This window comes from Rummeliibacillus sp. G93, assembly GCF_023515935.1.
Taxonomy (GTDB): domain Bacteria; phylum Bacillota; class Bacilli; order Bacillales_A; family Planococcaceae; genus Rummeliibacillus; species Rummeliibacillus stabekisii.
Window position 1 is genome coordinate 1,612,619 of the sequence record NZ_CP097314.1, and the last position, 21,053, is coordinate 1,633,671.

General features: G+C 34.8%; 19 protein-coding genes, 1 pseudogene and 2 riboswitches. Of the genes and pseudogenes, 17 read left to right on the forward strand and 3 right to left on the reverse strand.

All coding sequences use genetic code 11. The features are described from left to right. Window positions 1-460 precede the first annotated feature (460 nt). From M2M59_RS08010 to M2M59_RS08020, 3 genes are all read left to right on the forward strand, one after another. Window positions 461-1,474 (forward strand): AraC family transcriptional regulator, encoded by a 1,014-nt coding sequence (locus tag M2M59_RS08010; protein WP_249775951.1) that lies wholly within the window; start codon window positions 461-463, stop codon window positions 1,472-1,474. Between the two features lie 121 nt (window positions 1,475-1,595). Then, window positions 1,596-2,390: an SDR family NAD(P)-dependent oxidoreductase gene (locus M2M59_RS08015; protein ID WP_249775952.1), complete on the forward strand. Its 795-nt coding sequence runs from the start codon at window positions 1,596-1,598 to the stop codon at window positions 2,388-2,390. Window positions 2,391-2,670: 280 nt separating this feature from the next. Next, window positions 2,671-2,775, forward strand: coding sequence for a 3D domain-containing protein (locus M2M59_RS08020; protein WP_249775953.1), 105 nt, complete (start codon window positions 2,671-2,673; stop codon window positions 2,773-2,775). A gap of 654 nt (window positions 2,776-3,429) precedes the next feature. Here M2M59_RS08020 and M2M59_RS08025 read toward each other — a convergent pair. Both M2M59_RS08025 and M2M59_RS08030 read right to left on the reverse strand, forming a co-directional pair. Beyond that, window positions 3,430-4,083 carry a DUF4352 domain-containing protein gene (locus tag M2M59_RS08025; RefSeq protein ID WP_249775954.1) on the reverse strand — a complete coding sequence of 218 codons (654 nt, stop codon included), beginning with the start codon at window positions 4,081-4,083 and terminating at the stop codon, window positions 3,430-3,432. 109 nt (window positions 4,084-4,192) lie between these two features. Continuing rightward, entirely contained in the window at window positions 4,193-5,575 is a 1,383-nt protein-coding gene (locus M2M59_RS08030) for an alkaline phosphatase (RefSeq protein WP_249775989.1), read from the reverse strand. Window positions 5,576-5,931: 356 nt separating this feature from the next. Between M2M59_RS08030 and M2M59_RS08035 the strand changes: the two are divergent. Further along, window positions 5,932-6,612 (forward strand): annotated as a pseudogene (locus tag M2M59_RS08035) (Type 1 glutamine amidotransferase-like domain-containing protein); the annotation flags it as partial. Window positions 6,613-6,786: 174 nt separating this feature from the next. Beyond that, a complete protein-coding gene (locus tag M2M59_RS08040; protein WP_249775956.1) occupies window positions 6,787-8,112 on the forward strand; it encodes a PA2928 family protein in 1,326 nt (441 codons plus the stop codon). A gap of 131 nt (window positions 8,113-8,243) precedes the next feature. On the opposite strand, the gene M2M59_RS08045 is transcribed toward M2M59_RS08040, so the two are convergent. Next, complete coding sequence (locus tag M2M59_RS08045) at window positions 8,244-8,504, reverse strand: hypothetical protein (RefSeq protein ID WP_249775957.1); 261 nt, start codon at window positions 8,502-8,504, stop codon at window positions 8,244-8,246. A 241-nt stretch (window positions 8,505-8,745) separates the two neighbouring features. Further along, window positions 8,746-8,846: riboswitch (SAM riboswitch) on the forward strand. Between the two features lie 143 nt (window positions 8,847-8,989). Next, window positions 8,990-9,092: riboswitch (SAM riboswitch) on the forward strand. A gap of 96 nt (window positions 9,093-9,188) precedes the next feature. Here M2M59_RS08045 and M2M59_RS08050 point away from each other — a divergent pair. The 12 genes from M2M59_RS08050 (at window position 9,189) to M2M59_RS08105 (ending at window position 20,970) form a co-directional block, all read left to right on the forward strand. After that, window positions 9,189-10,220, forward strand: coding sequence for a methionine ABC transporter ATP-binding protein (locus M2M59_RS08050; RefSeq protein ID WP_150284414.1), 1,032 nt, complete (start codon window positions 9,189-9,191; stop codon window positions 10,218-10,220). Next, window positions 10,210-10,860, forward strand: a complete 651-nt coding sequence (locus M2M59_RS08055) for a methionine ABC transporter permease (RefSeq protein ID WP_066787149.1) — start codon at window positions 10,210-10,212, stop codon at window positions 10,858-10,860. The genes M2M59_RS08050 and M2M59_RS08055 overlap by 11 nt, the downstream gene beginning before the upstream one ends. 18 nt (window positions 10,861-10,878) lie before the next feature. Continuing rightward, entirely contained in the window at window positions 10,879-11,721 is an 843-nt protein-coding gene (locus M2M59_RS08060) for a MetQ/NlpA family ABC transporter substrate-binding protein (protein ID WP_249774257.1), read from the forward strand. Between the two features lie 45 nt (window positions 11,722-11,766). After that, the gene (locus tag M2M59_RS08065) at window positions 11,767-12,969 is read left to right on the forward strand and encodes a M20 family metallopeptidase (RefSeq protein WP_249774258.1); all 1,203 of its coding nucleotides are present in this window, start codon (window positions 11,767-11,769) and stop codon (window positions 12,967-12,969) included. Window positions 12,970-13,127: 158 nt separating this feature from the next. After that, window positions 13,128-13,598, forward strand: a complete 471-nt coding sequence (locus M2M59_RS08070) for a DinB family protein (protein WP_249774259.1) — start codon at window positions 13,128-13,130, stop codon at window positions 13,596-13,598. 271 nt (window positions 13,599-13,869) lie between these two features. After that, window positions 13,870-14,625 carry an ABC transporter ATP-binding protein gene (locus tag M2M59_RS08075; RefSeq protein ID WP_147193458.1) on the forward strand — a complete coding sequence of 252 codons (756 nt, stop codon included), beginning with the start codon at window positions 13,870-13,872 and terminating at the stop codon, window positions 14,623-14,625. A 1-nt stretch (window position 14,626) separates the two neighbouring features. After that, window positions 14,627-16,552 carry an ABC transporter permease gene (locus M2M59_RS08080; protein ID WP_249774260.1) on the forward strand — a complete coding sequence of 642 codons (1,926 nt, stop codon included), beginning with the start codon at window positions 14,627-14,629 and terminating at the stop codon, window positions 16,550-16,552. A 16-nt stretch (window positions 16,553-16,568) separates the two neighbouring features. Next, window positions 16,569-16,928, forward strand: a complete 360-nt coding sequence (locus tag M2M59_RS08085) for a YxeA family protein (protein WP_147193456.1) — start codon at window positions 16,569-16,571, stop codon at window positions 16,926-16,928. An 83-nt stretch (window positions 16,929-17,011) separates the two neighbouring features. After that, window positions 17,012-17,719, forward strand: a complete 708-nt coding sequence (locus M2M59_RS08090; protein WP_371923776.1) for a response regulator transcription factor — start codon at window positions 17,012-17,014, stop codon at window positions 17,717-17,719. Window positions 17,720-17,721: 2 nt separating this feature from the next. Continuing rightward, window positions 17,722-19,128: a sensor histidine kinase gene (locus M2M59_RS08095; protein WP_249774261.1), complete on the forward strand. Its 1,407-nt coding sequence runs from the start codon at window positions 17,722-17,724 to the stop codon at window positions 19,126-19,128. Window positions 19,129-19,290: 162 nt separating this feature from the next. Then, window positions 19,291-19,989, forward strand: a complete 699-nt coding sequence (locus M2M59_RS08100; protein WP_249774262.1) for a response regulator transcription factor — start codon at window positions 19,291-19,293, stop codon at window positions 19,987-19,989. Further along, window positions 19,990-20,970: a sensor histidine kinase gene (locus M2M59_RS08105; RefSeq protein WP_249774263.1), complete on the forward strand. Its 981-nt coding sequence runs from the start codon at window positions 19,990-19,992 to the stop codon at window positions 20,968-20,970. Window positions 20,971-21,053: the final 83 nt, after the last annotated feature.

The window sequence follows — 21,053 nt, forward strand, 5'->3', positions numbered from 1 at the left end:
CCTATGTTGAGACATTCTTAATGATATATTAAAAATGATTAAACTAAATATTACCTTTAAAAATGAAATAATAGAAGTTACCGTCAAATCTCTTATCAAAGCTGACGCAGACATGTTAATGATTTCGGATTGGAAAAATATGATGACCAGCCCCATAATCTTTAAAAAGCCCTCTATAATTATCAAGCATGAAAGCCTTTAAGCTGAGATTACTATAAATTATTTACTAAAAGAAAGAATCATATCTTTTAATGAAGCTGCCTATTTAATCGGCAGCTTCATTTCGTTAATCGTACTAATACTAACGGATTTGGTTGACGCAGTTGGCTAACGAAATGTCGCCCTCCACTAGTTACAAGGCGACATTAAATAGGTATTATAATATCTATCCTGAAAACTAGGTAGAACGCAAACACAATCAGAACTAATGAATTTATAGATAGCTAAAGGAGGACCCATTATGAAGTCTCATAATCGTATTAAATTCCCAGCAGGATTCTGGGCAGGCTTACATCAATTAGGAATTGCTCCCCACGACGTGGCTCGAAAAGCACAACTACCGCTCACCATTATTGCTGACCCAACTGTCACCAACCAACAGTATTTTGCGATTTGGCAGGCATACTCGGATCTCATTGAGGACACTGCCGAAGGAATTATTAAGCTTACGACCGTCTTTGAAACAGCGCATTACCCACCCGCAGTCTTAGCGACTTACCATGCTCGTGACTACCGTGACGCTTTAAAACGTATGGCACGGTATAAACAACTGTGTCCTCCTGAAAGCCTTCGTATCACTGAGGAAGGTGAGGTCTGTACAATTGAACTAGATTGGTTGTATACCGAGCAATCGGGACCATCTATGCTGGTTGGAATCACGCTGGCATTTCTTTTGGAGCTTGGACGTCGCGGCACAGGTAAACCAGTGATGGCGAGATCTGTCGAATTTTCACAATCAATGGGGGACAAAGAGGTACTTGAAGCTTACTTTGGCTGCCATATCCGGATTGGAGGAAATTGTAACAGGTTGACGCTACATCGAGGAGATCTGGACCTCCCTTTTGTCTCGTATAACGAAGAGTTGCTCGAGATTTTAACTCCCGTATTGGATAAATCGTTGGATAAGCAGCAACACAGTCGCTCAATCACTGAAATGGTCAAGTGGATCATGAAACGTAGCCTACCAGGAGGGTGCCCTGACATTAAGACTGTCGCTAGCGAGCTGGGGATGAGCGGTCGCACCTTGCAGCGACGTCTTACTGATGAAGGCACGAGTTTCAAACAGCTTTTGACACAAGTCCGATATGGTTTGGCTCGAGAGTACTTGGCAGACCCCTCGTTCGAAATTAAAGAAGTGGCATTTATGGTTGGATACGAAGACCAAAACTCGTTCTACCGCGCATTCCGCATTTGGGAAGGTGATACTCCCGCAAATTGGCGGACTGAACATTTAAATACAAACTCGATAAATTAACTTTTTCTTATATGTACAATTTTTTACATTATATTAGAAAATATTAACCTAATTAATATCTTAAAGGATAAGAGCATTTTTTATTATTAACTAAAAGGTAAATGAAATGGAGAAATGTGTTATGGATATGGGATTAAACAATAAAATAGCTTTAGTTACAGGATCAACGAAAGGTATAGGTAAAGCAATTGCCATTGAACTTGCCAAAGAAGGTGTCAATGTACTAATTAATGGACGAAATTATGAAGAGGTAGAACGAATTGTAAATGAAATTAAAACGGAGTTCCCTGCAACCTCTCCTCAAAATGCTACAGGCGATATTGTCGATATTCAACAAAGAGAAGCTTTATTTAAAAAGTACCCCACTATTGATATTTTAGTTAACAGTATGGGTATCTATGAAATTATGCAATTCGAGGACATTGACGACGAAGTATGGGAAAAATACTTCCGTATTAATGTTCTTGCTGCAAATGGGTTATCTAATTTTTATTTACCTAAAATGTTAAAAAATAATTATGGTCGCGTTATCTTTATTGCGAGTGAGGAAGCAATAATGCCTTCAGGACAAATGCCTCAGTACTGTATGACAAAATCAATGCTATTATCATTATCAAAAAGCTTATCTAAATTAACAATCGGAAAAGAAGTTACAGTTAATACGATCATGCCAGGACCAACACTCTCTGAAAATGTTCATCAAATAATTGATGGTATATACCCTAATGAAGATTTAACTTTTTCAGAAAAAGAGAAAGATTTTATGTCTAAAAACTTACCCCAATCTGAAATACAACGATTTATCAAGCCAATGGAAATTGGTAGACTAACTACATTTGTGTGTAGTCCTTATGCATCCGCATTTAAAGGTTCTCCAATCCGCATGGATGGGGGAATGGTCCCGACTATTTTTTAACTTTTTTCTATTTCAAATATTGTATATAGTTTAAGAAACGAATACATTAGGATGCTCTAATACTATTGGTGAAAATCTTTTTTTAATTCGTTTTGTATGTTGCCGACTAATGGTCAAGCGAAAGCAAAGCCAAAGTCTATGTATGTTACAACAACCACTTATACTGATACATGTGTAGGCTGTACAGGAATCACAAAGATTGGTATCAATCTAAGAATAAACCCATATAAAAAGGTCATTGCAGTTGACACTAAGGTGATTCCTCTTCATATAATTGTTTATGTTAAAATGTTATGGGTTAGCTATTGCAGGGGATATAGGTGATGCTATAAAAGGTTGTAAAATAGACGTTTATATGAGGATAAATAAGCAAACCGTCAATTGAGGACGACGGCACCATGTGAAAGTAACAATACAATCATACTCCAAATAGTAATATATAAATCTAAACTAATAGAATAAGATAATCATTTACAAACGTTCCTCAGGAGCAGGGTAGTTGAATATATTAATTTTGGAAAGAGAAGGTAATTAATTTTGGCTATGTCTGTTATTAGCATTACTTTTTGTATTTTATATTTAGTATCTTTTGTTATATTCATACTTAATATGAAGAAAAAATTAAACTTTAAGAATCCCTTTAAGGTATTGAAGTTACTGATGTTATTAAACTATTTAACGATTATAGTTGTTATAATGTATTGGTCAGTGATATTTGCACAAACAATCATGTTCTTATTTTTTGGATCACTTATTATTATTGCTGCGTCGGGATTAGGAAAAAGTAAAAATCAACAAAAGTCGATTAAAATTCATATACTGAGTTGCTTTATTTTTTTTATGATACTATTATTGATTCTTTCAATTTTGGGAATTGAATAGTAATCATTAAACATGGGTTGCCTGATAATCCTTAAGCATATTATTGTAAAAAAGCCAGCAAACAATAGAATTGCTAGCTGGTTCGTATATCGAATATGTAAAAGGCTAAAAGAAAATCACCTCATTTTTCCGCTTTTTGTCTTTCTGGCATAAACTCTTACTTTGGCAAAGTAAGTATAATTTTTGTGCCAGCTGCTACTTTTTGCTCTTTATTATCAAAAATATCACTCGTTTGAAGGGTGAATTCCCTGGGGTTGCTACCATTTTCTAAAACATAACCAATATTACCTTTTTTCGTTTCATGAGGCTTGATTTCTCCTGTTATATCGTCCAGGTATATATCATGTTCAAACGTCCACTTTTGTCCGGTATTAGCAGTCAGTGATCCAACAGGGGAGAAAAGTAAACTTTTATCGCTATTATTCGTAATTTCTACGAATGCTTTTACAACGCTAAATGTTTCATCTTGTGTTAAAACATGAAAATAATCCATCATGCTATACGTTGGTTCAAGATGAATTTTTTTAACATCACGAATGATTAGTGTAATGTCTCCAATTTTATAGCTTTTCTGAGATAAATTAATGTTCTCTAATTTTGCATAACCACGCTTGTCCGTTATATCGTCCTCGGACTTTAAAAGTGTACGATCGTCTGTTACTTGAGGATTAGGTTGATACGTTTTTAGGTAATCCTTATTACTTGCAGCTTCAACATGTGTATCAGTTGAAGAGTTTGATTGGAATAAGCAGCCCGCAGTTAATGTGGCAAAGCAGAGACATATAAAGGTCATAGATAACAATTTCTTCAAAGAAAACCCTCCAACTTATGAAAAGAGGCGCCATTTAGACGCCTGCTTTCTCACAGATTTAATAGAAAATATACCTGTTTTGGGATGAAAAGATATTAAAAGCTGAGTATTATTTATCTTTAATCTTTGTTTTATTCTTTTTATTTTTTTCAATTAGATTAAAGATAATTTTCGCTTGATCTGTATTATCGATTTGGCCTGCAAATTTTGTTGATTCTGGACCAAATGCATAAACATTTACATCTTCTCCAGTATGCCCGCCAGTAGTCCAGCCTGTGTTTGAACGCTTATCGTAAATTTTTTCGATGGCATTATCGATATCTGTTACTTTACCTGTGTTGGCTTCTTTTACAGAATTGATTTCATCTTCCGTTAAAGACAAACCGCTATATTTCTTTAATGTACCTTCAACATCGGCTCCTCCAGCAATTTGTGCTGCCATAAAATCAGGGGTTTTCTTTGCAGCTTTAATGGCTTCAGGGAACCAATTATAGTCATCATTTGCTGCTAACGAAAATCCGCCAGTAGAGTGATCGGCAGTTGCCACAACTAATGTGTTTTTGTCTTTTTTAGCGTAATTGATAGCAGCTTGAAATGCTTTTTCAAAATCCTTCATTTCACTCATAGCGCCAACGATGTCGTTGTCATGGCCTGCCCAATCAATTTGGCTTCCTTCAATCATTAAGAAGAAGCCGTCTTTGTCTTTGCTGAGCTGTTTTATTGCTGAATTGGTCATATCTGCGAGAGAAGGGGTTTCGGCATTTCTATCAATCATCTTGTCCATACCGCCATCAGCAAATAATCCGAGTAATTGATTATTCTTATTCTTTTGTAATTCAGCTTTCGAGGTAACATAATTATAGCCATCTTTTTTAAATTCTTTTGTCAAATCACGATCTTCACGTACGAAATTAGATTTGCCTCCGCCGAGTAATACATCAATTTTATGTTTTCCTTTTACTAATTCATCAAAGTAATCATCTGCAATACCGTTCATATTCTTACGGCTTTCATCATGGGCTCCGAAAGCAGCGGGAGTAGCATGTGTAATTTCAGAAGTAGCAACTAAACCAGTTGCCTTGCCCATTTCTTTTGCTGATTCGAGGACTGTTTTCACATCTTTCTTATTATTATCGACTGCTATTGCATTATTGTACGTTTTTACCCCTGCTGACATAGCCGTTGCTGCAGAAGCAGAGTCGGTTACATTTTGTAACGGATCTTCTGGGTAAGTCATTTGTTGACCAACTAAGTACCTGTCAAATGATGTTTGGTTTTTAAACTTTGAGTTTGAAGAATTTTTCAAATACCGGTACGCGGAAGTATATGAGTTCCCCATACCATCACCGATTAGGAAAATGACATTTTTAGGCGTTGTTTTCTTGGAAGAACTTTTTGCCTCTGCCTCTGAACCAGCAATAGTAAAGCTGCTAAGTGCTAGAGTAGATACGGCTGCAATCGAGATTAGCTTTTTTGATAAGAATGATTTCATCAATAACATTTCCTCCTTTATTTGGTCTAACTTTACTTTAATCAACTATTATTAAGCAGATATTGATAGAAAGATAAGATATTGTAAAGAAGGGAGTTTTTTTGGTATTTATTCTGAAAATGTTATTTTAATAGAAGTCTAACGTCAATCAACGCTCTTAAATCCAACTTCATATGATATTATTCCGTTTTTTAGGAATAATTGGTACACTTAAATAACATATAATAGTGAGGCACTAATTTTGAACTTCAGCTTAAGAAGACTGATTAAATAGAGGGGGGAGATTAAACCTCCTTTTGTAGGAGTTTGAAAAAGGGATATTCAAGGAGGGATGAAGAAATGAGACAGATTATTGCGGTGGAGGAGGTTTTTCTATGGAGCCAGAAAACCTCTTACTTGATAAATATATATTAGCTCAAATTAAGAAAGATTTACCAAAGGTTTGTTTTGTTCCTACGACTAGTGGAGATCAAACAAATTATATTGATAGATTTTATAAGGCATTTAAGACTCTACCTTGTCAGCCTTCTCATTTGTCATTATTTGAGCCGGAATTTACTGACCTAGAAAGATACGTTCTGGAGCAAGATATAATCTATGTAGGCGGTGGCAATACCAAAAATATGCTAGTTTTATGGAAAGAATGGGGTTTAGATAACGTTTTGAAAAAGGCTTATAAAAAAGGGATTATACTAACAGGATTAAGTGCTGGTTCAATTTGTTGGTTCGAAGAAGGATTAACTGACCCATTGAATGCTCCTTTGTATAAGTTGGATTGTTTAGGGCTCTTAAAGGGAAGTAACTGTCCCCATTTTGACGGTGAGAATAAAAGAAAGCCTTCATATAAACAATTAGTTTCGGAAGGGAAAATAAAAGAAGGTTATGCAGTTGATGACGGAGTGGCACTTCACTTTAAAAATGAAATATTATCTTCTTCTGTTAGTTCAAGACCAAATGCAAAGGCATACTATGTTAAGTACATGGATAATGGAGCTACTCAAATTGAGATAGATACATTGTATTTAGGCAATTCTTAGGTGTCACCTTATTTAATTACTGAACGATTTTTGTGAGGAAAGTTTTCTAATGTTCCTCATCTTAAAATAGGCTAGAGATGGTTAGGTGATCATGAGCCTTGGACATGTGAAAACTGTGAGAAATAGGAAGAGAATGATATAATTAAGTAAAATATTAATTAAAAGGATTGAAAAATGGATATAATAACAAATTTTTTTGAAAAGTGGCTAATGCTGCTAAACTTTAATTCTAATATAATACATAATACGGCTCTAATCTTACTCTACCTCCGTTTATTATATTTGCCTATCAAGATGATTTATATAGTAGCGAAGAAGAGAAACGAAGAAACTGAGCCTTTTTCAATAATTAAGATTTTTAAAAAATTAATTATTGTACTGTTCTTTAATTTTCTACTTGGTTCGGCCTTACTCAAGTTCCTGCAGCCAAATTATCTAGCCAATTGGATACCAACAGGTTGGCGGTCTGATTACATTCTGTTAACAGTGATTGCTGCCTTAGTTATCCTATCATTATTTATTTTTATACCTCGCCAAATTTATCAATTGAAGAAAAAAGAACAAACCTTAGGTAAAATGTTCTTGAAATTCAGCTCGTTTTTAATAACGGTGTTTTTCGTTTTTTCATGCCTGTTATGGGGGTTTAATGGACTTTTCGCACCCAAAAGAATTGAACTAGAATCACCTGTTGTACTCTTCGATTTAAAAGAAAAGCCAATATCGGTCGTTAAAATAAGTAAAACTACACCCAATGGAACAGAAAATGGAATAACCACCAACTTTAAAGGTTTCTTAATGAGTGCTATTGATCTTCATACTGGTAAAAAGCTGTGGAGTAGGATCTCTACTTGGCAAGAATACTTAGTAGGAGAGACTAGCGAGGGACTGTTGGTGTTAAATAATAAAAAGAAAACCCTTTATTTTATAGATCCAAAAACAGGGAAAAAGCAAGCAGACGAAAAAGACTTTCTGAATAAATTCCCTGTATTAGAAGATAATTTAAGCTACATGTATACTGACTATTCTATTAAAGGTCTAAATAAAGTCTATCTTTACGGCTTAGATGGTCGTTATTTTAAGTTAAATTTAGCTACGAACGAAATAAAAGAAGATCCGAGTTATGCTGATAAAATACGTACTTTACCAGTAGGATGGGATGAGAGTGTAGCAGGTGTTGAAAAACGAAGCGAGAAAATAAAAAAACTTTACCCCGAGCTAATGGGCGTAAGGCTAGTTGAAAGTAAGCCTGTTGAAAAGCAGCTCATTGTTTATCAGAAAAAGCGCAACGATAATCGGCAGACCTTAGCCTTACTTGATCTTACAAAACAAGACTTGATTTGGGAGCAACTTTTAGATGCTCCACTTGAGAATGCCACCACTTCATTAGAAGTATTCGCTGACACAAAGTTTGTCTATGCTTGGACGGGACGTTATCAATATAAAATCAACAACGAAACAGGGAAAGTAGTGTATCAGTATGATTATAAGCTTGGAAAATAATTAATAAACGAAACTACTAAAGTCTCTTTCTTGTACTTTGTTTACTATAAACTATCTATAAAAGCCGATGAAATTCTACTTAGCTGTAAAATTTCATCGGCTTTTAAATTGGAAAGAGTATTTTTCCTCTTTTATTTGTAAATTTCATATCCACTAGTAATCAAAAAAGAAAATAAACATAAACCTAAACAACCCAATGCAACACCCATAAAAATAAATGTTACTGTAAAATTTTTATTCATTGATCGGAAGAAATTAAATAAGGTAATGACTAAACAAATGATAAAGAAAGAAGTCCAATAAGGTAGCAAGGTACGAGTAGGACCTAAAATAAGAAAGTTAAGAAGAAATACAAAGCTTACAAGCAAAAAAACAGTCAGTATTTTTTTCATAGAATTACTCCTTTGTAAAATATGGGTAATAACACTTTATCAAAATTTTCTAAAATATATAATGATTATTAGAGAAATAATCATTGAAAATAGATAAAAATAATAAATATATAAACCTCGTTAGTCTATGTAAATAATAAAAGAAACATCAATAAGAAAAATAAAAATCTTTTAAAATATTATTTTATATTGACTATTCAAAAATGACCATGTATAGTAAAAATCAATCAAATAATCATTTTTCTTATCCAGAGAAGCGGAGGGACTGGCCCTGTGAAGCTTCGGCAACGGACATATGCACCGTGCCAATTCCAGCAAGCGATTAAGCTTGGAAGATAAGAACACGTATTTGTACATATGAAGCCATATGTCTTTGTGTCCTTCTTCTTCCATGGAGAAGGATTTTTTTATGGCAAAATTAATTTGAAAGGGGGAATTAAAAACACAGTTTAGCAGATGTACCACTTATACTTAATTAAATATTGCCCTTATCAAGAGAGGTGGAGGGACTGGCCCTTTGAAACCTCGGCAGCGGACATTTTTGCACCGTGCCAATTCCAGCAAGCGATTAAGCTTGGAAGATAAGAAGACGTTACCGTACATATGAAGTCATATGTCTTACTGTCCTTCTTCTTCCATGGAGAAGGACTTTTTTGTTGAAAAAATCGGAAGGAGATTGAACGGATGATAGAATTCCAAAATGTTTCTAAAGTGTATAACAGCGGAGGAAAGGAGATACGTGCATTAAATTCGATTAATTTAAAAGTTAATAAAGGTGAAATATTTGGCGTAGTCGGCTTCAGTGGTGCAGGAAAAAGCTCCTTAATTCGTTGTGTAAATTCACTAGAAAAACCTACTTCCGGAAAAGTCATAGTAGACGGTCATGACTTAACAACCATTAGCAAAAAGCGAATTCGCGAAGTAAAGAAAAGCATTGGTATGGTATTTCAACACTTTAATTTGCTCAATTCCAAAACAGTATATGCAAATGTAGCCATGCCGCTCATTTTAAGTAAAGTTCCTAAGGATCAAATCAAACAAAGGGTTTCAGAATTACTTGAATTCGTTGGTTTAGGTGACAAAGCTCAAGTCTATCCTGATCAACTATCCGGCGGCCAGAAACAACGCGTAGGCATAGCGCGCGCTTTAGCAACACAGCCTTCAATTCTACTTTGTGATGAAGCGACCTCTGCTCTAGATCCACAGACAACTGGTTCCATATTGGAACTCTTGAAGAAGATTAACAAAGAGTATGGGATTACGATTTTAATGATCACGCATGAAATGGCTGTCATTCGAGAAATATGCGACAGAGTGGCAGTGATGGAAGCGGGGAAAGTGATAGAAGAAGGAACAGTATTTGATATCTTTTCCGCACCGAAAACTAACACTGCTCAAAACTTTGTTAGTACCGTAATGCATGATCAAATTCCACCATCAATACTCAATATGATGGAACGCAAGCAAGCACTAAATCATATTTTCCATATTACGTTTGTCGGCGAGTCTACAGGAAGTCCTTTTTTATCACAGTTATCTAAAATTCTCGATGTGGAAATCAATGTGCTATTCGGCAATATTACCGAACTGCAAGGTATTCCTTTTGGCAAACTGATTGTTGAAATCCAAGGAGCCGATACGGAAGTGAAACGAGCATTATCATATATGCAAGCTCAACAAATTCTTTACAAGGAAGTGGTAGCACATGCTAGTTAATTCTGAACAAATCATTGAAGCGCTCATTCAAACTATTCAAATGGTTGGTTTTTCATTTATCTTTTCAATCATTATCGGCCTTCCGCTAGGCATCCTGTTATTTGTCACTCGTAAAGGACAGATCATTGAGAACCTTCCAGTATTCACGGTTTTAAATGCAGTGATCAATGTTTTCCGATCTGTGCCCTTTATTATTTTGCTCGTAGCCATCATCCCAGTTACCCGGCTCATTGTCGGAACATCTATTGGAACATCTGCAGCTATTGTTCCACTAGTCTTCTACGCAGGCCCTTACATTGCTCGATTAGTTGAAAGCTCGCTACTAGAGGTTGATAAAGGTGTTTTAGAGGCGGCAGATGCTATGGGGGCTACTCCATTTCAGACAATTTTCAGGTTTTTACTGCCTGAGGCTCTTAGTTCACTTATTGTGAATTTTACCATCGCGACAATTGGTCTGATTGGAGCATCGGCTATGGCAGGAACCGTAGGCGGCGGTGGTATTGGCGACTTAGCCATAACGTTCGGCTATCAACGTTTTGATACGACCACCATGCTAATTACCGTAGCCATACTAATTGTTTTGGTTCAGGGGCTACAGTCATTTGGCAACATTTTATCGAAAAAAATAAGAAGAGGTTAATCTAAGGAGGAAATTAAAATGAAAAAATGTTTACTATCCATTCTGGTGCTGTCACTAGTTATTTTTACGGCAGCCTGTTCAAGCGAATCCAGCGGTAAGGAGGCAGATGGAAAATCAAAAACATATAAAATCGGCATTACGGGGACAGATACGCAAATTTGGGATTATGTAGCGAAAAAAGCAGCTAAAGAAGGAATCAAAATTAAGCTTGTATCTTTTAATGATTACGTACTTCCAAATACAGCGTTAGCAGATGGTGAGTTGGATGCCAATTCATTCCAAACTGTTGCTTATTTTGACCAATTTATTAAAGAACATAATCTTAAACTTGTTCCAATTGCTACAACATGTTTAGCACCTATGGCTGTTTACTCAAACAAATTGAAGGACATTAAAGATATCAAAAAAGGTGCAAAGATTGCTTTGCCAAATGATGTTTCAAATCAAGGGAGAGCCCTATTATTACTGCAGGAGGCTGGCCTTATAAAATTAGTAGATGGTTATGATGGCTTAGGCTCTATTAAAGATAGTGTCATTGAAAACCCTAAAAATATTGAACTTATTCCTACTGCTCCTGCTCAAATACCGAGAGCATTAGAAGATGTGGATGCAGGCGTTATTAATAACGGTATTGCCCGAGATGCAAGTCTTAATCCAATCAAAGATTCAATTTTCCATGAGAGCGAGACAGCAATTGATTATCTGAACATTATCGCAGTGAATGACAAAGATAAAAACAACAAAACCTTAAAACGAATTGCAGAGTTATACCAAGAGGAAGATACAGCGAAATTCATCAATAAAGAATATGGCGGCACACTGATCCCAACATTTGTACCATTGAAGAAAATAGGTTGGTAAAAAGATTGTTGCTAAAAGTTTAATAAAATATGAGGAGGAATTAATATGACACAAGTACTTACACATTTAAGTGAGGCAATAACAGCAAATGTGGATGTTAATCAAGGAAGGTATATTGAAACAAGCCACAGGATTCATAATAATCCAGAGATCGGAAATGAGGAATTTTTTGCTTCTGAAGAATTAACAAACCTTCTCCAAGAAGAAGGTTTTGCAGTAGAGAGAGATGTGGCTGGTCACAAAACAGCATTTGTTGCTCGTTATAAATCTACTAAACCAGGTCCATCAATTGCTTTTTTAGCTGAATATGATGCTCTTCCTGGAATCGGTCATGCATGCGGGCATAATATTATTGGAACCATGAGTGTTGCTGCTGCTATTAGTTTAAGCAAAGTGGTGGATGAGGTTGGTGGAGAAGCGGTTGTCTTTGGTACACCTGCAGAAGAGGGAGGACCAAATGGAAGCGCGAAAGGTAGCTTTGTGAAACACGGATTAGTAGAAGGAATTGATGCGGCAATGATGATACATCCTCAAGGTGTAACCAATCTAACATCGCCATCGCTTGCAGTAGATCCGCTCGATTTCGAGTTTATCGGTGCAGCGGCGCATGCAGCAGCAACCCCTGAAAAAGGTATCAATGCACTGGATGCTGTTATTCAATTGTTTAATGGCATTAATGCCCTACGCCAACATGTGACAAGTGATGTTCGTATTCACGGAATTATTACACATGGTGGGGATGCACCGAATATTGTGCCTGAATATGCAAAAGCTAGATTCTTCATTCGAGCAGCAACAAGAAAAGGTTTGAACGAAGTAACCAAACGAGTAAAAGCTATCGCTGAAGGAGCAGCACTCGCAACTGGGGCAAAACTTAATATTATTGCCTTCCAAAATGAAGTAGATAATCTGTTGCTTAATGATACATTCAATGCAGTGTTTAAAGACATAATAGAAGAGTTAGGGGAGAAGGTTGCTGGCGGACGTGATGGAATCGGCTCTACAGATGCAGGTAATATCAGCCAGGTAGTCCCTACTATACATCCATATATTAAAATTGGTCCAGATGATCTTGTACCTCACACGATTGCATTTAGAGAAGCTGCAAAATCTGAAAAGGGTGATGAAGCGTTAATTAAAGGTGCTAAAGCACTTGCTCTTACTGCTTTGCGCTTAATAACTGAACCTGACTTGTTAGATGCGATCAAAACTGAATTTAACCAGAAAAAAGCAGACGAAGCAGAATAAAACTATAAAACCTCTCAGCAATTAGCTGAGGGGCTTTATTTTATCTTGATAAAGAAAATAATTATTAAGGATGATAAACTATAGCTAATTCATTTGGAAAACCACTCTATTTGTTTGGAACCTTACATAGTAAATAATATAAGAAGAGAGACGATTATATGAATATAAATGGACGAAATAAGATAATTAAACATCATCAATATGCTATAGAATTTGTGCGATCATTGAATAATTTAAGAGAAGAGCAATGGAGGAGGAAAATAGAAGAAGGGAAATGGACTGTAGCTGAAATCATTGGACATTTAATTCCTTGGGATGAATTTATCATAAATAACCGTTTACCTTACCTATTTTCAGTTCAGGAACTTCCAATAGGGCCTGATGTAAAAACATTAAATGCTACATCTGCTCATAATGCTAGAGAACAAGAAAAAAAGGTAATTATAACCGACTTTATTTTAGTAAGAAGTGAACTTCTTCAAAAAATAGAGGGAATTCCAGATATTCGTTGGAAAGAAGAGATAACTATTGGACAAACAACGCTAAATTTATACGACTACTTTGAAGGTCTTGCAGAACATGATCAGCATCACTTCAATCAAATAAAAGAAATCTTACACAAAAAATAAGGGATGGGCATTCAGCCATCTCTTTTTATTTATCGTTATATTTTAAATTTATATACCTCGTTAGTCTATATTAAAATAATCAAAAATCAACGACAAGAAACATTATGATATTTTACAATGAGTTTCTACGAAACTACATTTGAAATCATAACTTTTTAACTTCATTCTTGATGATTTCTCTATATTTAAGGTTTATGTAAGGTTTAGATTAAAACAGTGTAAGGTCGGTCCAATATAATCTGAAATGTAGTCATTAAAGGAGGACATTTCAATGAAAACCATCTTATCCGCAAAAAATGTTCAAAAAGTGTATGGGACAAAAGGAAATCAATATAAAGCATTGGAGGATATTGACTTTAAAATAAATGAAGGTGAATTTATTGGTATCATGGGTCCTTCAGGTGCAGGGAAATCTACATTACTTAATATATTTTCTACTATTGATACTCCCTCTTCAGGTGAAGTAATCATAGCTGGTCAAAATATTGTAACCATGAAGGAAGAGCAGTTATCAGATTTTCGCCGTAATAACCTTGGTTTTATTTTTCAAGATTATAATTTGCTAGATACTTTAACAGTAAGGGAAAATATCTTATTGCCTCTTGCATTGTCCAAAGTATCTCCAAATGTAATAGAAACACGTGTAAAAGAAATAGCCGAAACATTTGGTATTCAAGGAATACTTGATAAATATCCATATCAAATCTCTGGCGGGCAAAAGCAGAGAACAGCCGCTTCAAGAGCGATGGTGACAAAACCAAGTCTTATTTTGGCGGATGAGCCAACAGGGGCCTTGGATTCCAAATCTGCTACTGATTTATTGGAAAGTTTAACAGTACTTAATGAGCAAAATCATTCAACCATAATGATGGTCACACATGATGCCTTCGCAGCAAGCTTTTGTAAACGTATTTTATTTATCAAAGATGGAGGAATCTATGCGGAAATTCAAAAAATGCAACTTTCCCGTGAAGAATTCTTTCAAAAAATACTAAATGTCCTTGCTTCTCTTGGAGGTGGACAATAAAATGACGCTATTTAGCATCGCCAGAAAGAATATACGAAAAAACTTTGCTAACTATTCTTTATATATAGGATCAATGATTTTTAGTATTATCATTTACTTTACCTTTGTTTCTTTAAAGTATGACCAATCAATACAAGAAACAACGGAAACATCCGATAAAATTAGCTCAGTTTTTAATGGTGCTTCCATTGTGCTAATTATATTTGTTGCTGTATTTATTTGGTATTCAAACTCGTTTTTTGTGAAGAAACGTAAGAAAGAAGTCGGTCTCTACTCTTTACTTGGAGTTCGCAAGAAGCAAATCGGCCGAATGCTATTTTACGAAAATTTTATAATGGGGCTCATCGCTTTAGTGATCGGCATTATCCTTGGTTTGTTCCTTTCAAAGGTTTTTGTCATCATTTTAATGAAAGTAATGGGTTTTAAAGCCATTGGAAGTCTAGCTATTTCTTCTCAAGCAATTGTAAATACAGTTATCGTATTTATTCTGATTACTGCCATTACTTCAATACACGGATATCGGTTAATTTACCGGTTTAAATTAATTGAGCTGTTTAAAGCAGAACAAGAAGGCGAAAAAGAACCAAAGTCTTCTATTACCACCGCATTAATTGCAGTTCTCTTAGTTGGCATTGGATATTGGCTTGCATTACAAGATATCTTAATGTCTGAAGTATGGAGAAAGATAGGGTTTTTGGTAACACCAATTCTTATCTTACTAGCAGTTATTTTGGGCACGTATTTATTGTTTAGTACATTAACGGTTTATTTATTAAAGTTATTACGAAAAAACAAAAAACATTTTTGGAATGGAATTAACTTAATTAGTACATCGCAACTACTGTATAGAATAAAAGGAAATGCACGTACATTAACAATTATTGCTGTACTAAGTGCAACAACATTAACTGCAGTGGGAGCCGCCTACAGTTTATATTATAACAATCGTAGCAATGCAGAATTAATAAATCCTAATAGCATGATGTTTATCGCTAAAAATGAAAATGTATCTAAGCAGATCGATGAACAGATCTGGGGAGCGAAAGATCATAAAATTATCTATCATGAGACGGTCCCGACATTTATAGTGGATGTCAATATATCAAATCTTCATAACAACAATTTACCTGACGAAATGGAATACAGCATAATCAACAACAAAACCTTTAACCAGTTAGCTAAGTTACAAAAAAGAAATGAATCTTTATCATTAAAGGGAAATGAAGCAGCTGCACTAGAAGCCGGCTATTCAGAGAGTTTCTCGCCTAAGTATATAGGGGCATCAATTCCTTTAAAAGTGAATAATAAAAATGAGGATATTACCTTTAAAAAATTGAAGAAATATAATGTATTAAATACACCTACAGCAGGTATGACAATTGTAATTAGTGATGAACTATTCGCAAAATTTGCAGGTAAAACAAAAGTCGTCAACATGGAAGTTTACAAACTAAGTAATGACGAGAATGCCAAAGTTTTAACAAAAAAAATAGAAAACTTGTTACCAGAGGAAGCAGATTTCTCAAGTTTCTATTCAAATTATGCCCAAGGTTTGGAATCAACAGGTTTAATCATTTTCATTGCAGGATTTTTAGGATTAGTATTCCTTGCAGCAACAGGAAGCATTATCTACTTTAAACAACTGACTGAGGCAACCTTAGATAAAGACCGTTATGTGATTTTACACAAAATTGGTGTAAACAAAAAAGAAGTGAAAAGGTCGATTTCAAAACAAATCCTATTCATTTTTGCATTGCCATTAATAGCAGGTATTTCACACTCAATCGTGGCACTAACCATGCTATCTAAGTTAATGGAAACAAATTTGATGATGCCTGTCAGCATCTGTATAGGCGCATACGTTTGTATTTACATTGTCTATTATTTCTTAACAGTAAGGAACTATTACAAGATAATCATTAAATAGAAAAGAGGAAAAAAACATGAAAAAATTAATTGGATTTATTGTAGCTATTGTCATAATAGTCGGCGGATTAGTTATTCTTCAGAATGTTAACTTCAATAGGTTAGGTGCAGAACAATACTACACTCAAATTACTGGAGAAGGAACGATGTTAAAAGATAAAGATGATAATGGGAAAACATATGTTTCTTATGAGTATAAACTCCCCGCTTTCGATAAGGATGGTAAAGCTAAAACATTAACATTTACCGCACAAAAACAGCTTCGGAAAAATGCTTATTTATCTTTATTTGTAAAAAATGATAAAGGTGTTACTTCATATCAGGAAGTGAAAAAAGGGGATATTCCCAAAAAAGCTAGTGAGAAGTTGGTAAAATAATTATGAAGAAGGAATCCTTATGTAAAAGGATTCCTTTTTACTATAATATAATAAGCAGAGGACAAATCTGGAGGTCATACATCGTGTCAATAAACAATAAAATTCTAATCATCGATGATGAGGAAGATATTTTACGCCTTATCAAAACCGTACTAAAAAAAGAAGGAATCGAAAACGTTATAACGGCAACTACTTCTCAAGAAGGGTTGGAACAATTTCAAAACAATAACCCAGATCTTGTTATATTGGACATTATGCTACCGGATGGAGAAGGCTATGATGTCTGTAAACAAATAAGAAATATCTCCAAGGTACCTATTCTATTCTTATCAGCTAAAACGGAAGAAATAGATAAGATATTGGGTTTTGCCATTGGTGGGGATGATTACATTACAAAACCATTTAGCCCTAAAGAGCTTGCTTATCGTGTTAAAGCTCATTTACGCCGCACAGAATACATGAAGTCTGAAGCAGTGGTAGAGAGAAAATTAAAGGCAGGTCCATTTGAATTAAACGAAGAAAAAGCGGAGTTAAAAAAGAGTGGACGAGTGATTGAATTGAAACCAAAAGAACTTGGGCTGATGAAAGTTTTCCTACAAAATAAAAACAAGGTAATTAGCAAAGAACAGCTTTATGATTTAGTATGGGGTGAAGATTTTTTCGGGATGGATAATACAGTCATGGTTCATATACGAAGGCTTCGTGAAAAAATCGAAGAAAAGCCTTCTCATCCTCAATTTCTGATGACCGTTAAAGGCTTAGGGTATAAGCTGGTTATAGAGGAAGAATAGTTATGAAGTGGAAGCTAACAGGAAGATATTTAATTTCTATTGTATTGGTAGTTATTTCAGTTATTTTCATTAATCTCTTCCTTGGGATAGGTTTGCTTACAGCACAGAATTCTTTTGGTGTCCCAATTTTTCAAAATCATGAAATATCACCCGAACAATTCACAAGAAACTTTAATAAAGAGATCATCACAGAGAAGCATGCAGTGACAATTTCTGAAGAAGGAGAAAAAAAGTTAACGAAAAAGAATGCGTGGATTCAAATCTTGGATGAAAACGGTACAGAGGTATACGGGTTTAGAACTCCTCCAAACAGTAAGAAAAAGTATATACCTGCAGATATTATTCAAATGTATAAGTATAAAGAAATAAATGCAAAAACAGTCGTTTATGTAGGAGAAAAGAATATAAATGGACATCAGTTTAGCTATTTGTTAGGTATTGAAAATCAAAATTTAGATCGCCAATTTATCTCCTACAACAATCAAGATATAATTAGATTATTTAATATTGGGGTAATTATTTTTCTTGTTGATATCTTAATTGCGTTAATGATCGGTTATGTCTTTAGCAAAAGGTTAACACAGCCATTGTATACTCTAATTGACGGTATAAAAAAACTTGCTAATCATGAATTTAATCACCATGCTAAGCCAAGAGGGTTATATAAAAATGTCTTTTATAATTTAAATCATTTAGCTGACCAATTAAAGTTAAGTGAGAAAGAAAGGAAAAGACTCGATTTAATGAGAGAGGAATGGATTTCCAACATTTCTCATGATATTAAAACTCCGCTCTCCTCTATTCAAGGCTATGCAGAAATGATGAAAGATAAAGATTATACTTTTTCTACTGATGAAATAAGGGAATATGCAGGAATAATTGAGGAAAAGTCACGATACATTAAAGACGTCATGGAAGATTTAAATTTATCAACTAGAATAAAGAACAAAGAACTTTCTTTAAACAAAAAAGAAATAAATATTGTCGCCCTTCTGCGTACAATTGTGATTGATGTATTGAATGATCCTAAATATGGGAATCGTGAAATACAGTTTCATGTGAAGCAAGAGATCATAATCGAAGAAGTGGATGAAATACTTTTCCGCAGGGCTATTAATAATCTAATTTATAATGCTATTGTTCATAACAATGATCATGTAAAGATAGAAATAAGTATTGAAAAGAAAGACCATACACATATTTTGATTAAAGATAATGGTAAGGGCATTAAGAAGAAAGAGATAGAAAGGATTTTTGATCGCTACTATCGGGGTACAAATACTGGAGCTGCACATAAGGGGTCTGGACTAGGTATGGCGATTGCCCATGATATAATCAAAGCCCATGACGGTCAAATCACCATTCAAAGTGAGATTGATTGCGGAACGTCGATTGAAATTCAAATATAATCTTCTTATTGTGTAAAAGGCAAAAGCTCTTAGAACTTTTGCCTTTTTATTATTAATTATTGTTGTTATATTCAACTATTAAAGATTTAGATGAGGATGAAAATATTTTAAAAGAAGTGGTATGATAAATAAAGTTTAAAGGACTTGATAAGGAGCTTGCATATGGCATTTACTATTTTATTAATCGAAGATGATACGTCAATATTTCAACTAATAAAACAGCAATTTACAAAGTGGGATTTAAACGTGAAACAGCCTGAAAATTTCAAGGATGTCATGCATTCATATCATGAAATAAATCCCCAGCTTGTTTTAATTGATATTCAGCTTCCTGCATACGATGGATTTCATTGGTGCAGAGAAATTCGTGCTATTTCTAATGTACCAATTCTCTTCTTGTCATCTCGCGATCAGCCCATGGATATGGTGATGGCAATGGGAATGGGAGCGGATGATTATATTCAAAAGCCATTCCATATGGACGTTCTACTAGCAAAGGTCCAAGCTATTTTACGAAGGACCTATGCTTATGCAGAAGAAGGAGAAAAAGATGAGTATGTATTATGGAATGGAGCATCAATCGATTACGCTTCTAGCACTGTTACATACCAACACCAAACCGCTGATTTAACTAAGAATGAGCAATCCATTTTGCGAATTCTATTAAAGTATAAAAACCAAATTGTCTCTAGAGATGATTTAATGCGTGAGCTTTGGGATGACGAACGATTTGTCAATGACAACACATTGACAGTTAATATTAACCGATTAAGAGGCAAACTAGAACAATTGAACTTGGCTGATGTGATTGTTACAAAAAAAGGACTTGGTTATATGGCGATTACAAGGGACGTGTCCTAATTGTTTTTATTTTATCTAAAAGATCGGCTTCCTTGGATTCTATTTTTCATAGGCTGCTTAGTATGGATTAATTTTTTAATCTACCTAGATACAGGCTTTAAGCTGATTTCCATCATGTATATGAATTTAACGACAATCTTCTTTTTCCTAGTGTTTTTGTTGTGGCGTTACTTTAGAGAATCTATTGCCATTAAGGAAATGGATGAAGATCTTAGCGAGTATCAGTGTATGAATGATGTATTTCTCGCTAGAATCAAGGGAATTGAACGGGAGTTTGAGCATTATCAAAATGAACTGAATATCAGAAGAATGCAAGAGCGCGATGAGCATTTAGCATGGATTCATGAGGTGAAAACGCCTCTCACAGCAATGAAACTCATGATTGAAGATTTGCCAAGAGAATATCAAAAATCACTTCAAGTTGAATGGCTCAGAATTCATTTACTTCTAGATCAAACGCTTCATACTTTGCGACTGGCTGAAATCGAGCAGGATACTATGATGCAGCAGATAAACCTTTCATCTGTTATCATGCTTGAAGTAAAGGAGCTACAATCCTGGTGCCTTGCGAAAAATTTGGCTATTGAAGTAGAGGGTAATGTAGAAAAGGTTTTAACAGATCAAAAATGGTTATCCTTTTTACTAAGACAAATACTAACCAATGCGGTGAAATATAGCCATAATGGAGATGTTATTACAATCCGTATGTCTACTGATGATAAAGGACATAAAATACTGTCCATTGAAGATACTGGAGAAGGGATTGCTCCTTCTGATTTACCTAGAATTTTTGATAAATCCTTTACAGGAACGACAGGACGAAAGCAGAGCGCATCAACAGGAATGGGCCTTTACCTCGCAAGGAATGCGGCTGTTAAATTAGGGATTAATCTTACTGTACAATCTTCAATAAATGAAGGGAGTACGTTCACACTTACTTTCCCTACATCCAATCCTTACTTGGAAACCATAGCAAAGTGACATTTTTGTCACTTTGCTTTTTTAAATGTCACGTCAATCGAACGATTATTTATCAAGAGTTTTATAAAATATAAATAGTTAAT